The organism is Collinsella aerofaciens (assembly GCF_032584215.1).
GTDB lineage: Bacteria > Actinomycetota > Coriobacteriia > Coriobacteriales > Coriobacteriaceae > Collinsella.
In genome coordinates this window covers 39351-53496 of record NZ_JAWHPN010000017.1, presented here as the reverse complement: position 1 = coordinate 53496, position 14146 = coordinate 39351, and the positions used below count along the sequence as shown (strand labels likewise).

9 protein-coding genes are annotated in these 14146 nt (G+C 62.7%); 6 read left to right on the top strand and 3 right to left on the bottom strand.

Going from position 1 to position 14146, the window contains the following annotated elements; all coding sequences use genetic code 11:
- The first annotated feature begins 204 nt into the window (after nucleotides 1–204).
- On the top strand, nucleotides 205–1371 hold the full coding sequence (gene fucO / locus RX395_RS06340; protein WP_316366317.1) for a lactaldehyde reductase: 1167 nt from the start codon (nucleotides 205–207) through the stop codon (nucleotides 1369–1371).
- Nucleotides 1372–1975: 604 nt separating this feature from the next.
- Nucleotides 1976–3019, top strand: coding sequence for a M42 family metallopeptidase (locus RX395_RS06335; RefSeq protein ID WP_316366315.1), 1044 nt, complete (start codon nucleotides 1976–1978; stop codon nucleotides 3017–3019).
- Between the two features lie 136 nt (nucleotides 3020–3155).
- On the opposite strand, the gene mnmA is transcribed toward RX395_RS06335, so the two are convergent.
- Together mnmA and cysK are read right to left on the bottom strand one after the other, a co-directional pair.
- On the bottom strand, nucleotides 3156–4337 hold the full coding sequence (gene mnmA, locus RX395_RS06330; protein ID WP_316366313.1) for a tRNA 2-thiouridine(34) synthase MnmA: 1182 nt from the start codon (nucleotides 4335–4337) through the stop codon (nucleotides 3156–3158).
- Nucleotides 4338–4436: 99 nt separating this feature from the next.
- Nucleotides 4437–5375: a cysteine synthase A gene (gene cysK, locus RX395_RS06325; RefSeq protein ID WP_055250951.1), complete on the bottom strand. Its 939-nt coding sequence runs from the start codon at nucleotides 5373–5375 to the stop codon at nucleotides 4437–4439.
- A 253-nt stretch (nucleotides 5376–5628) separates the two neighbouring features.
- Between cysK and RX395_RS06320 the strand changes: the two genes are divergently transcribed.
- Entirely contained in the window at nucleotides 5629–6057 is a 429-nt protein-coding gene (locus RX395_RS06320) for an RrF2 family transcriptional regulator (protein WP_022094857.1), read from the top strand.
- Nucleotides 6058–6197: 140 nt separating this feature from the next.
- On the opposite strand, the gene RX395_RS06315 is transcribed toward RX395_RS06320, so the two are convergent.
- Nucleotides 6198–6563 (bottom strand): phage holin family protein, encoded by a 366-nt coding sequence (locus RX395_RS06315; protein WP_316366310.1) that lies wholly within the window; start codon nucleotides 6561–6563, stop codon nucleotides 6198–6200.
- A 324-nt stretch (nucleotides 6564–6887) separates the two neighbouring features.
- Here RX395_RS06315 and RX395_RS06310 point away from each other — a divergent pair, with 324 nt between their 5' ends.
- From RX395_RS06310 to RX395_RS06300, 3 genes are all read left to right on the top strand, one after another.
- Nucleotides 6888–7187, top strand: a complete 300-nt coding sequence (locus tag RX395_RS06310) for a YerC/YecD family TrpR-related protein (protein WP_022094855.1) — start codon at nucleotides 6888–6890, stop codon at nucleotides 7185–7187.
- A 218-nt stretch (nucleotides 7188–7405) separates the two neighbouring features.
- Nucleotides 7406–10504 (top strand): PD-(D/E)XK nuclease family protein, encoded by a 3099-nt coding sequence (locus RX395_RS06305; protein ID WP_316366307.1) that lies wholly within the window; start codon nucleotides 7406–7408, stop codon nucleotides 10502–10504.
- A 3-nt stretch (nucleotides 10505–10507) separates the two neighbouring features.
- Entirely contained in the window at nucleotides 10508–14140 is a 3633-nt protein-coding gene (locus RX395_RS06300) for a UvrD-helicase domain-containing protein (protein ID WP_316366305.1), read from the top strand.
- Nucleotides 14141–14146 lie beyond the last annotated feature (6 nt).

Here is a 14146-nt window from a genome sequence, read left to right as displayed (position 1 = left end):
CGGAGGGATTGTCGCCAAACAAAGATCCGGGTGGGCGCTCGGGCAAATTCTCTGTTTGGCTGGGAAGAGCATAGCATTCGGGGGCCTTGCGGTCCCCGAATCATCACCTGTTATCTAAACTGTTAGATTTTGTTTCAAAAGCGTTAGGATGGGACTCATAGCGTGGGGCGTAATGGGTGCCCTGCACACGATGGGAGGCTATCAATGGCTAATCGTTTCGTTCTCAATACCATCTCTTATCATGGTTCCGGCGCCATCAAGGAGATCCCCGGCGAGCTCCAGCGTCGCGGCTACAAGAAGATCTTCGTCTGCTCCGACCCCGATCTGGTCAAGTTTGGCGTCACCGCTAAGGTGACCGACGAGCTCGACGCTGCCGGCATCGCTTGGAGCCTCTACTCCGAGATCAAGCCCAACCCCACTATCCAGAACGTCAAGGACGGCGTCGAGGCCTTCAAGGCCGCCGAGGCTGACGCTATCGTGACCATCGGTGGCGGCTCCTCCATGGACACCGCCAAGGCCATCGGCATCATCATCAACAACCCCGAGTTCGCCGATGTCCGCAGCCTCGAGGGCGTTGCTCCCACTAAGAACCACGCCGTGTTCACCATCGCTGTGCCGACGACTGCCGGTACCGCCGCCGAGGTGACCATCAACTACGTCATCACCGACCCCGAGAAGGTCCGCAAGTTCGTGTGCGTCGACACCAACGACGCCCCCGAGGTCGCCGTCGTCGACCCCGATATGATGGCTTCCATGCCCGCCGGTCTGACCGCCTCCACCGGCATGGACGCTCTGACCCACGCCATCGAGGGCTACACCACCAAGGGCGCTTGGGAGCTCTCCGACATGTTCCACTTTGAGGCCATCAAGCTGATCAGCGAGAACCTGCGTGACTCCGTCGCCGAGGCCAAGTCCGGCCAGCCCGGCTCCGGCCGCGAGGGCATGGCCCTTGGCCAGTATGTCGCCGGCATGCGCTTCTCCAACGTTGGCCTGGGCATCGACCACGCAATGGCTCACACCCTGTCTGCTCACTACGACACCCCGCACGGCGTCGCTTGCGCCATGCTGCTGCCGATCGCCATGGAGTTCAACAAGCCGGTTTGCGCCGAGCGTCTGGCCAAGGTTGCCGTCGCCATGGGTGTTGACACCACGGGCATGAGCACCGACGAGGCTGCCGACGCCGCTATCGCCGCCGTCAAGCAGCTTTCCGCCGACGTGAACATCCCGCACGTCTGCGAGGCCATGAAGGCCGACGAGATCGAGGTCCTGGCCAAGGACGCCATGGCCGACGCCTGCTTCCCGGGTAACCCGCGCGAGGCGACGCTCGACGACGTCATCGAGCTCTTCAAGAAGATCTGCCCGGCTGCCTAGCCCAGTTTGGTGGTCCTTCGCCCGTAGGTGTATGGTCTTTTGACGTGCCGCTGGCCCCGCCGTGCTACGCACGGCGGGGCTTTTTGTGCTGCGTCGATGCCCTGAGACGGACAAAACCAAGGCGTACTGCCCGCTGCGGATAGGTGGTGCACTTCCCTGCGTGCATTTTTGGGAGTATTCAACAAGCTCTTAAAAATGCATAACGTTGTGAATGGGCGGTAGTGATCCGCAGGCGCCCATCGACAGCCATTGTGGGCGGGCTATCGATGAGTGGAGGGGGTTGTTACTGAGTTTCTGCTTTGCGACGACCTGCAACACTGCTGTAACCGCGTCGTTTTGTCGTTCGTGATGGGGCCGTTGGGGCCCACGGTGCTGAATACTCCGTTTTTTGCACGGTCCAAGGTGGGGCACCCTGAGACGAAGCAAAAAGATGCCTCATTTCTATGCAAATACCAATAGGATTTATGCAAGATTGAGATTGTAAACCGTGCACGTGCACAAAACCGGTGCGGGGACGTCTGGAGGCGGCTCGGCTCCTGGGGCATTGCACGTGCAGAACGGTTAAAATCGGGACTCGGTCTTAGTTTTACTTGGAAGGATGCATATGACTTCTAATATTGATGCTTCTCTAGAGGAGACGCTCTCCTATATCGCAGGACAGCTTAAGACGCTGACTTCTATTGCTTCGCCTACCGGCTACACCCGTGCGGCGACTGATTATCTGATGGAGACCCTGCGCGATATGGGTTTTGGGCCTGAGCGTTCTAATAAGGGTAACGTGCTCGTTGAGCTTGGCGGTGAGGGCGAGCCGCTTGTGTTGGCGAGCCATGTCGACACCCTGGGCGCCATGGTGCGCTCCATTAAGGACAATGGCCGCCTGCGTCCCACGACGCTTGGTGGGCACCAGTGGTCTACGGCCGATGGCGAGAACTGCACCGTCTACACGCGCGACGGCAATGTGTACACGGGCGTGGTCCTCAATACCGAGCCTTCGGCGCATGTGGCCGACGAGCCGGTCAAGACCATCGAGAAGAACATGGAAATCCTGCTCGATGAGAATGTCGACAGCAAGGACGATGTGCTTGAGCTGGGCATTCAGACCGGCGACATCATCGCTATGGATCCGCGTACCACGGTGACGGAGAGCGGCTACATCAAGAGCCGCTTCCTGGATGACAAGCTGTCGGCGTCGATTCTGCTGGGTCTGGCCCGCGCTGTTGCTGACGGCGAGGTGTCGCTTTCGCGCAAGGTGTCGCTGCTCTTTACCGTGTACGAGGAGGTCGGCCACGGCGGTGCTTTCGTGCCGGCCGACACGCGCGAGATGATCAGCGTTGACATGGGCTGCGTGGGCGACGACCTGGGCTGCACCGAGCGCATGGTGTCGATTTGCGCCAAGGATTCGGGCGGTCCGTACAACTACGACCTGGTAACCACGCTGTCCAACATCGCGCGCGAGCTGGAGCTCGATTACGCCATCGATGTGTATCCGCACTACGGCTCGGACGTTGAGGCCACGCTCTCGGCTGGCTACGACATTCGCCATGGTCTAATCGGCCCCGGCGTGTACGCGAGCCACAACTACGAGCGCAGCCACATGGACGGCGTGCGCAACACCTACGAGCTGGTCCGAGCCTACGTACAGCGCTAACGATGCAGCGGCCTCGGCTGATACAGTAGTACCGACCGAGGCCGTCCTCTCTAAGTTGCGGTGAAATAGGGACTGTTTGGCGGTTTTAAACGCTTAAACAGTCCCTATTTCACCGCAACTTATGAAGGGGATGGGACTACTTGATGGCGCCGGTCACGGTACCGCCGCCCAGGACGATGTCGCCGCGGTAGACTACAACGGCTTGGCCGGGGGCGATGGCTCGCTGCGGCTCGTCAAAAGTCAGCAGCATTTGTCCGTCGGCGCCACGTGTAAGGGTCGCTGCCTGGTCCTTTTGACGGTAGCGGTACTTGGCGCCCACGCGAATGCCGCCATCATCGAGCTCTGCCTCCATGCGATCGGCAGGGGTGCTCCAGATCCAGTCATTGGCCGTGAGCGCCGCGGCGGTCAGGTCCTCTGCCTCGCCCAGATGCACGGTGTTGTTGACGGCGTCGACGCCCGTTACGTACACGGGGTGCGCCATCGCGACGCCCAGGCCCTTGCGCTGGCCTATGGTATAGCGCAGCGCGCCGTTATGGCGTCCGACCACGCTGCCGTCGCGCCACACAATGTCGCCCGGTGCAGCGGGATGTCCGCAGCGGCGCTCGATATAGTCTGCGTAGTCGCCGTCCGCGATAAAGCAGATGTCCTCGCTCTCGGCCTTCTTGGCGTTGATGAAGCCCTGCTCGGCGGCAATGCGGCGCACGTCGCGCTCTTTGTCCAGCCCGGCCAGCGGAAAGATTGTGCGCGACAGCCGCTCTTGCGTGAGCGAATACAAAAAGTAGCTCTGGTCCTTCTTGGGGTCTTCGCCGCGATGCAGCTGCCAGGTGCCGTCGGACGCCTGGCTCGTTTTGGCGTAGTGGCCCGTGGCGATGTAGTCGCAGCCCATATCGAGTGCCGCATCGAGCAGCGCGCCAAACTTAATATGGCGGTTGCAGATGATGCACGGATTGGGCGTCAACCCTTCCTGGTAGGCAGTCACGAAGCGCTCGATAACATTGCGGTCGAAGGTCTGCTGCAAGTCGAGCACATGGTGTGGAATGCCAATGCGCTCGGCGACGGCCTTTGCGTCGGCGATGTCGCGGTCGACCTTACTCATGCCCGTGACGGGATTGGGCGCGGGGCAGGTGAGGCGCATGGTGGCGCCGACGCATTCGTAGCCCTGGCGCTTGAGCAGGTACGCGGTCACGCTGGAATCGACGCCGCCACTCATGGCGACGAGCACGCGCTTGTTGTGCATGGGGAGGTTCTCCTTGGTGGCATGTGGCCAAAAAGAAAAGCGGCGCGGGAGGCTGGTTCCGCGCCGCAGACATTGTAGCAAGTTCGGGCGTCATGTGGGACGCCCTGTTGGGATGAGCCCAGGCTGCCAGAAGAGAGGGAAGGCCGGCGTGCCTTGGACTCGTTCTAAGAACGAGAAGCTCTAGTCCTGGAACAGTGCCGTGGACAGGTAGCGCTCACCGGTGTCGGCGAGCAGCGCCACGATGGTCTTGCCCTCGTTCTCGGGGCGCTTGGCCAGCTGCAGCGCGGCCCACACGGCGGCGCCGGACGAAATGCCCACGAGCACGCCTTCCTTGTGGCCCACGGCGCGGCCGGTGGCAAAGGCGTCGTCGTTCTCGACGGGGATGATCTCGTCATAGACCTGGGTGTCGAGGACGTCGGGCACAAAGCCGGCGCCGATACCCTGGATCTTGTGCGGGCCGGCTTGGCCCTTAGAGAGCACCGGGGAAGTGGCGGGCTCGACGGCGACGACCTGAATCTCGGGGTTCTGTTCCTTGAGGAACTCACCCACGCCGGTCACGGTGCCGCCGGTTCCAACGCCGGCGACGAAGATGTCGACCTTGCCGTCGGTGTCATCCCAGATCTCGGGGCCGGTCGTGGCCTTGTGGATGGCGGGGTTGGCGGGGTTCACAAACTGGCCGGCGATGATGCTGTTGGGCGTCTCCTTCTGCAGCTCCTCGGCCTTGGCGATGGCGCCCTTCATGCCCTTGGAGCCGTCGGTGAGCACGAGCTGTGCGCCGTATGCCTGCATAAGCTTGCGGCGCTCGACGGACATGGTCTCGGGCATGGTGATGATTACCTTGTAGCCGCGGGCAGCCGCCACCGAGGCGATGCCGACGCCGGTGTTGCCGCTCGTGGGCTCGATGATGGTATAGTCGCCACCGCGCACGAGCTTGCCGGCCTTCTCGGCCTCGTCGATCATGTTCTTGGCGACGCGGTCTTTGACGGATCCGGCGGGGTTGAAGTATTCCAGCTTGACGAGCACGCGGGCCTTGAGGTCCTCATCGGCCTCAAAGTGAGTGAGCTCCAGAAGCGGAGTGTGGCCGATAAGCTGATCGATGGACGTGTAAACATTGCTCATGGTGAACCTCCAAAGTGTTCAAATGACTGGATACCGTGTGGTTTTACGGTGTGTGCAGCAGTGAAACCCATAAACCTTATGGGTTGTTCGTTTTGCTGTTGGCAAGCATGGTAGACAGTAAAGCCTAGTAATGCAATAGGAAATAGGAGATTATTGCAAGTTGATTAACCATCTTGACCGGAACGGGTATTTTCAAAACCAATTTTTCGGCTAGAATTTCTACGGACTAAATGACCGAAAGGCAGCACTATACATGTTGGTTTCTACTAAGGGCAGATATGCCCTGCGCGTTATGGTCGACCTGGCCGAGCACCAGGCGGCCGGTCGCATCCCGCTCAAAGAGATCGCGGCGCGACAGGGGATTTCCGAGAAATATCTCGAGAACATCTTGGCTACGCTCGTGCGCGCCAACATGCTTTCGGGCATGCGTGGCAAGGGTGGTGGCTACGTGCTCACGCGCCCGCCCGAGCAGTACACGGTGGGCGAGATCCTGCGCCTGACCGAGGGTAGTCTGGCGCCGGTCGCCTGCCTGGATGGCGACTGCAAAGGCTGCTCGCGTTCGGATGAGTGCCCCACGCTTGACGTGTGGAAGAACCTGGACAAGCTCATCAACGACTACCTCGACGGTGTGACGCTCGATCAACTTGTCGCTCCCAACCATGGCTACGACTACGTCATCTAACCCACACCTGCATTTGGGGACGGGGTGAAAATTGTAGATTCTCTCGCCCTTTGAGACTTGACAAATAAGAAGGCCGCCCATTTTTGCGATGGGCGGCTTCGTTTTGGGCTGTTTAGACGGACACGGTCGGAATGGCCGTTTTAATCCTCGGCGATGCTGTCGAGGATGCTGCGCGTGATGGATACCAGGATACTGCCCATAAAGGCCGATCCAAAGCTGGCGATGGAGATGCCCGCGCCCAGCAGATTGACCGACAGGTAGCTGGCCAGCTCGAGCATAAAGCTGTTGACTACGAGCTGAAAAACACCAAGCGTAATAATAGTGAGCGGCAGTGAGATGACGGTCAGGAACGGCTTGACGAGCGAATCGACAATGTTCAGGAACAGTCCCACAAAGGCAAAGCAGACCCAGGCGTCGGCCATGCCGAAGGGCTGAATGCCGGGGACGAGAAACGTTGCGATCGCGATGGCGATCGAGGTGAAGAGCCAGTTAAGCATAAAGCGCATGGCGTGAATCCTTTCTTGCGCCGGGGTTGCTGGCGTCGCGTGAAGCGGCTTGCGGCGGCGACCTGGATGGTTGCGTGGGCGCGCCGCGGTGTTTGGGCGCCCATTGTCTCAAATATTCGTGGAGCTTACGTGCGCATACGGTTTCTAAACGGCGTTCGTCCTGAAAAACGCGCCGCTGGCAGTGAGTCTTGTCGCTTTAGTTTGGTGGTGTGCTACACTGCTACGGGCAAAAGCCACAGGCGTTGCCCTATTGCATAGAACGGGCGAACGATGCCCGATGTCAGTATCAACTTCGATGCCTTTTGGCGGGTTTGGCGGTGATCGATGAATATCGAGAACATGTTTGACAAGCCTGATGTCAAGCAGCTGGTCCACGCATTTAGTCTTTTGGATGACGAGAAGGATATCCAAGCGTTTTTGACCGATATCTGCACGCCGCGCGAGATTTGCGACCTTTCTCAGCGTTTGCAGGTTGCGCGCTATTTGGACGAGGGCGAGCCTTATGTTGAGGTTCAGGCCCGTACCGGCGCTTCGTCCACCACGGTGAGCCGCGTTTCAAAGGCGCTGAACGGCGAGTACGGTGGCTACCGCAAGATTCTCATTAAGTTGGAGGATGGCGAGTAGGCCGCGCAAAACCAATTGTTCAAAACCGCTCCTCCGGGGGCGGTTTTTTTGATCCCCTGGGGACGGAGGAAAACGGATCACCGAGGGGGTCAGTCTAACCCGGTGATCCGTTTTCCTCCGTCCCCAGGGGATCAAATCTGTTGGCGTGGGGCAAATCTGTCCGCTTGGGCGGGTAGGATGGATGCATTGATTATTGCGAACAGTTTGAGCGGAGGACCATGCCTGTTCGAATCTATACCACCAATGCCGGCACGGATTTGAGCGATGCCGAGGCGGCGCTGCTTGCCGACCTTATTGCCCGCCATGGACGTGCCGTTTTGCTGGCGTCTACGTTTGCCGAGCTCGATCTGTGCCGTCATGGTGCGGCGGAAGCCGGCATTTCGCTGGGTATCGACTACAAGACACCCGCATCGTGGCTTCGCTCGCTTTGGGAGCTTTTGGGCGACGGGCGCGGTTTCGTCGACAACCTGCAGCGCCAGATGCTGTTCTCGGACATGGTCACGCGTCTCGACGATGCCGACCTGCAGCCGCTTTCGCGCAGCCAGGGCACGGTGCGCATGTTTGCGCGCATGGCCCGCGATGTGCTGCCGGGTGTGGCGGGGACGACGGCCGAGCGATGCGGTAGCAACAATTGCCAGCCTGAGCCAAAAAGCGATGCCGAGGCTCGTGTGTTTGAGCTTTTGCGTGCCTACGCGGGCGGTTTGGACCGTCGAGATATGGTCGAGCCCTGCGAAGCCGCCGATATGATGGCAGAAGCCCTGGCGAACAACCTGCCGGGGTGCGCTCGCGCCGTCTGCGTGCGTGGTGTCACGTCGTTTACGCATAGCCTGCTCGAGCTGTTGTCGGCCGTGGCGAACAGCGGGGGAGAGGTTGTCGTGCTGCTGGCTTGCGAGCAGGCGGCGATGCGCGAGGACCTGGCCGCCGCCTTTGATGCCCGCGGCGTGCTGTTTGAGGCCGCCCCGTTGGGGGAGGACGCCGCTGCGCCCGAGACCGCTTCTGCGCCTGCTGCTCAACCTATTTTTATAGAGGTGGCCGGCCCCCATGCCCGCGCCCGCGCTTATGTGGATGCTCTCGAGAACCTGGTCGCGGCATGTGAGGAGTCCGTGTCGCGCGACGGCGCCGCGACGAACGCCGACCCCGCGCGCGTGCTCGTGGTTTCCGCCCGGGCGCCCCAGCTGTTTGGCGAACTCGCTGCTCGTTTGGCGGCGCGTCACATTGCGGCCGAGACAACCGAGTTCACGGCGTTTTCCCAATCCATCGCGGGCAGGCAGTTCACGGCGCTCGCCAATCTGATCGAGCGCATGAAGGCCGCCGACGAGGGCACCGCCTCCAAGACCGAGTGGTGGCCCGCCCCGGAGCTTACCGACTGGATTTATAGCCCGCTTTCGGGTGCCGACGCCGCGAGCGCCCGCGGCTTCGACAAGAACGTGCGTCTCTCGCGCAGCAAGACTACCGCGGGCGTCAAGAGCCTGCTGCAGAGCGTTCAGGGCCAGGTGAGGGGCGCGCGCAAGGCGACGAGCGACGATAACTGGTTTAAGAACGTACCGTGTGTGGTCTCGGACGTGTTCCAGGCGCTGTGGCGTGACAAGCCCGTGACGGCGCTTAAGGCCATGCTTGCCGTTGCCGAGGCGCTGCCCGATCGCGCTCTAGGCGGCCTTGACGGCCAGGCCCGTCGCCAGGCAGAGACGGCTTTGCTGCGCCATGCCATCGACATCCTTATGAACGATGCTCGCGCGCTCGACGTGTCGCAGGCCGCGACCGTGCCGGTTCTCGACGGCGTTCGAACCAAGGTGGACAAGCGCAGTACCGCCTACGATTACGAGACCTATGAGGTCGATCGCACACCACGAGCACAAGTGCGCTTCGCGTCGCTTGCCGATGCGTCGGTTCTTCGCCCTGGCAGCTACGATGCCGTGCTGTTTGCCGATGTCGACCTGGACAGCTATCCGCTTTCGCACGAAGAGGGCCCGCTTGCCACGTTGACAGCCGAGCTGCGCCGCGACGGCGTGTCTTTGGAGCCCGCTGCCCTGCTGCGCGTGCGCTTTGGCCGTGCGATGCAGGCGGCGAGCGGTCCGGTCGCGCTCGCCCGCGTGACACACGATCGCCAGGCACGCGAGTGCTACCCGGCAGCCGTATGGACCGAGCTGCGGGCACATGCCGAGGCCGCTGGCGCTGCCAAGCCCATGCGCGTGGGCGAGGGCGATATCATCGCCGACTTTGATCCCGCGGCAGGTGAAGGCCTCAAGCGCGAGCGCGTGACCTGTGAAGCCCCTCAGCATCTGAGTGCCGAGGCCGTGCCGTATTTGGTCCTGCGCCGTCGCGATGGCGAGGGTGAGGACGCGCCGCTCGTGCCGCGTCTGACGTCCGCCTCGCAGATCGAGGCCTATTCGACCTGCCCGCTATGCTGGTTCGTCTCGTACCGCGTGAAGCCCCAGTCGATCGACGCGGGCTTTGGCAACATGGAGAAGGGCAACTTTGTCCACGACGTGCTGGAGCATCTGCATGCCCGTCTGCCCCAAGAGGGCATGGAGCGCGTGACGCCCGAGAATCTGCCGCGCGCACAGGAGCTGCTGCACGAGGTCTTTGACGAGACGTTGGCCGAGCACGCCGGCAAGCGCGGCACGGAGGGCCCGCTGGTGCCGCTCTCTGCGGTGGAGGAACGCCAGGTGGCCGAGATCTTGCCGCAGCTGGAGGGTGTGCTTGCCTACGAGTCCGAGGCACTTGCCCCCTTTGCCCCGCGCTACCTGGAGTTCGCCTTCAACGAGCTCAAGGTCGAGTATGCCGGTTGGCCGCTTGGCGGGCGCATCGACCGCGTGGACGTGGACGCCGAGAATCGTGCCGTGGTGATCGACTACAAGCATCGCACGGGCGTTGAGGAGTTTAAGCTCGCCGACCCCACGGTGCGCGACGAGGAATCGGGCACGGCGCCCATCGACGATCCGCGCTGGTTGCCACCACATACCCAAACGCTCATCTACGCCCAGGCCATGCGCCGGGCGCTGGATTTGGACACCCGCGCGGCGCTCTACTTTTCGACCAAGGGCGGCAAGCCGGCGTTGCGCGGTGCCGCGAGCGCCGAGCTGCTCGAGGAAGAGCGCGGCGACGGTCGCATCCCGGGCCTTAAGAAAGGTTTCCCCGGCGAGGGTGGCAGCATGGACTTCGACGCCCTGCTCGATCGCGTTGAGGCCGGCATCGCCGAGCGCCTGCGCGAGCTCGAGGCAGGCAACGTTGCCGCCGTCGACCCGACGTCGGCTCAGGCCGCGCATGCGCGCTGCTCGTATAACCACGAAGGAACGTTTGTAAGGAGGGACGTGTAGACCATGGATCTTTCGACTTTGATGCCGCAACAGCTGCAGATTGTCAAAACGCTCGACCGTCCGCTGTTTGTCTCGGCGGGCGCCGGTTCGGGCAAGACCTTTACCCTCACGCGTCGCATCGTCTACGCGCTCTCGCCTGAATCCGGTCCGTTCGTTGAACATCTTGACCAGGTGCTCGCCATTACCTTTACCAAAGATGCCGCGGCCGAGATCCGTGACCGCGTGCGCCGTGCGCTTATCGACGAGGGCATGGACGAGGAAGCACTGACCGTCGACGACGCGTGGATCTCGACCATTCACGGCATGTGCTCGCGTATCCTGCGCGCGCATGCGCTGGAGCTGGGCATCGACCCCGAGTTCACGGTGCTCACCGATACCGACGAGCTTATGGACCAGGCTGTTGAGCATGTGTTGGCCCGCGCGACGGCGCCCGATGCCGCCCCCGAGCTCGCGGCATCGCTCAAGGCCCTCTATGCCTGGTATCCCATGGCGGGCGAGGGCGGTTCCTTTGGCACCGGCACGACCATCAAGGGCCTGGTGCGCGACCTGCTGGAGCTGTCGAGCCAGTTGCCGGGCGGTATGGACGACGTGTGCGTGGCGCGCGGCCAGGCCGATACCTCGGCACTCGCCGATGCCTATCGCGCGGCGCTGGGCGCAAGCAAGGCCGCGACCGAGAAGGCGCAGATGGCACTCGACGCCATTGACGCGTTCGAGGCGAGCGGCAAGACCATGGCCGATGCAGCGCGACTCATGATGTCGTGCACCATGCCGCGCGCGAGCAAGGCATTCCCTAAGGAGCAGGTCGAGCTGCTCAAGGCCGAGGCCGCCGATGCGTTTATCAATATCGTGCTTGCCTGCGGTGGTCCCGCGCTCGATGCACTGGTGGGCTTGGCCCGCTCTGTAGAGGCTGAGTATCGCGCGCTGAAAGCTGCCCAGTCCGCCCTCGATAATAACGACCTGCTGCGCATGACCTACGAGGCCCTGCGCGATTACCCGGCCATCCGTGCTGCGTACGAGGGCCGCTTTAAGATGGTCATGATCGATGAGTTTCAGGATACCGACCAGATGCAGGTCGATCTGATACGCTACCTGACGGGTGCGGGGGAGCGCGCGCTGTGCACCGTGGGCGATGCACAGCAGTCCATCTATCGCTTCCGTGGCGCCGAGGTCGAGGTATTCCGTCGCCAGGAGCGCAAGGTGGGCTCGTCTGCCGCGCCCGAGGCGACTGCCGTGACCGACACCCCCGCCGGCGAGCTCGTCAAGCTCGTGCGCAACTTCCGCAGCCATGACGAGGTACTGCGTTATGTGGCACGCGTCTTCGACGGCGATGACGGCGGCCTGATGCAGGGCTTTTTGGACCTTGAGGCGAGTGACGGACGCAAGGACACGCTGGTGGCAGACGCCTCGCGTCGCCAGGCCCTCTTTGTTGCCGGCGGCAGCACGCAGGAGCGCACACAGGCCAAGGCCCGTGCGATCGCCGAGCGATTCCGCGCGCTTGCCGATGCCGGCCAGCCCCAGGGCGGCATGGTGCTGCTGCTGGGCCGCATGACCAATGCCGACGTCTACGCCCAGGCCTTCCGCGACCAGGGGCTCGACTGCGTCATCGCGGGCGGCTCGGTCTTTTCCCAAGCCGCCGAGGTGCAGACGGTGCGCGCCCTGGTTTGTGCGCTCGCCAATCCGGCCGATACGGCGCAGGGCCTTATGCCGCTGCTCGCCTCGCCGATGTTTGCGCTCGGCGCCCAGGAGTTCCTGGCGCTGGCGACCAAGCTCGATAGCGAGACAGGGGAGACCTCGCGCCGGAATATCGACATGGGCATCATGAGCGATTTCGACGTGCCGGGTTTGCAAGACTTGCCGCTTGTGACGCGCGCCCGCGAGGTGCTGCGGTATGCGCTTCGTCGCGTGGGCCGCGATTCGTTCGCCGCCATCGCGCGCGACGTGGTCAATGCTTCCGGCTGGTTTGTGCGTCTGGCGCAGCGCGGCCCCGAGGGCAAGGCCATTGCCGCCAACGTGCTCAAGGCGCTCGACGCCGTGGCCGAGGCAGAGGCTGAGCTCGGCAACTCGCCGCGTTCCATCGCGCTGGCCTTCGACCGCTTCTTGGCGGGCAAGGAGGCCCCGGGTGCCCTCAACGAGGAGGGCGACGGCGCAGTGCGTATCATGACCGCGCATGCATCCAAGGGCCTGGAGTATCCGGTCGTGGCGGTCGCCGAGTGCTTTGGCGTGCGTAAGTCCTCGGGTGCGGCACAGATGGGTCGCGTCGATGGCGGAGCGCAGGTCGTGGCACTGCCGGCACGCTTCGACGGCGTTAAGCTCGCCGACGGAACCTTTGTGAAGGGCGACGACGTCAAAAAGCAGTTTGAGCATGCGTTTAAGGGCAAGGGCACGTCGCTGTGGCTGCCGCCGGAGCTCATGGAGGACGTTTGTGCGACGGGTTCTCCCGCCGAGGCATTTGCTCGCCTGCGCAACGACGACCTGCAGCTCTCGCTCGAGGAGCGGGCCCGCCTGCTCTATGTCGCCATGACGCGAGCACGCGAGCTGGTCATTCTGGCGATGGATGCCGGTGTGAGCCGTGGCAAGGTGACGGCGCCGACCTTCGATGTCGAGACGGATCTGACCTACGACGTGCTGCGCCGTATTTTGCCGACTGACGCTCTGGACACGCCGCAGCTCGATAGCGACCGCCTGGTGTTCGACAACTCCCAGCCGGGCGACTACGAGCTCATTTCGCTCACGGACTTTACCTTTGGCGAGCAGACGTTTGAGGCCAACGCTTCGCTGGATGCCGAGGGCAGGCTTGTTCGTGGCGATGCCGATACGGATGCTGCCGACGATTTGGCCAGTACAATCGTCCCCGGTCCTGTCGACCCCAAGCCCGATTCGTTCGAGCTTGTGTATCCCCAGGCAGTGGACGTGCGCATGGGCATCTGTCCGTATCCGGAGCGCGATTCGTACAGCTACTCGTCAATCGCCGCGGCACTCCATGCCGAGACGGAAGACCGTGCCGCCGAGGCTCGTGTTCCCATGGACGAGGCCGGCGATGATGCAGAGTCGGATGGCTCGGAGATGGCCGATGCGGACGTGGCCGTCGTTGAGCCCGCCGGCAACCCCATGGCGCTGGGCTCGGCGTTCCACGCCGCCTGCCAGTGGCTCATCGAGATGGGTGCCGACGCGTTGCCCGCTGCGCGCGCCGATGCGCTGGCGCGTCTGTGGCGCCTGACGCCGGAGCAGCGCGAACGCTTCGACGTTGCCCTGAACCGCTGGCTCAAGTCGGCTGTTCGTGCCGACCTGCTCGCGTGGCCGTGCATTCGCGCCGAGGTGCCGTTCTTTTCACTGGGCTGCGAGGACGAGGACATCGCTCGCTACGGTGCATATGCCGAAGGCGCCATCGACGCTTTGGCGACCGACCCGGCCGATCCGTTACGCGCACTGGTCATCGATTACAAGACGGGTGGCACGCCGGATGAGACGCCGGACCAGCTGCTCGAGAAGCACGCCCTGCAGGCGCGCGTCTACGCCGACGTGTTGCACAAGGCGGGCTTTGAGACGGTGACGGTCAAGTTCGCCCGCGTGGAGCAGCCGGATCCAACCATCTTCGTCGAACCCGCCGAACCTCAAGTGGTCACCTACAACCTCTAGCCCTCA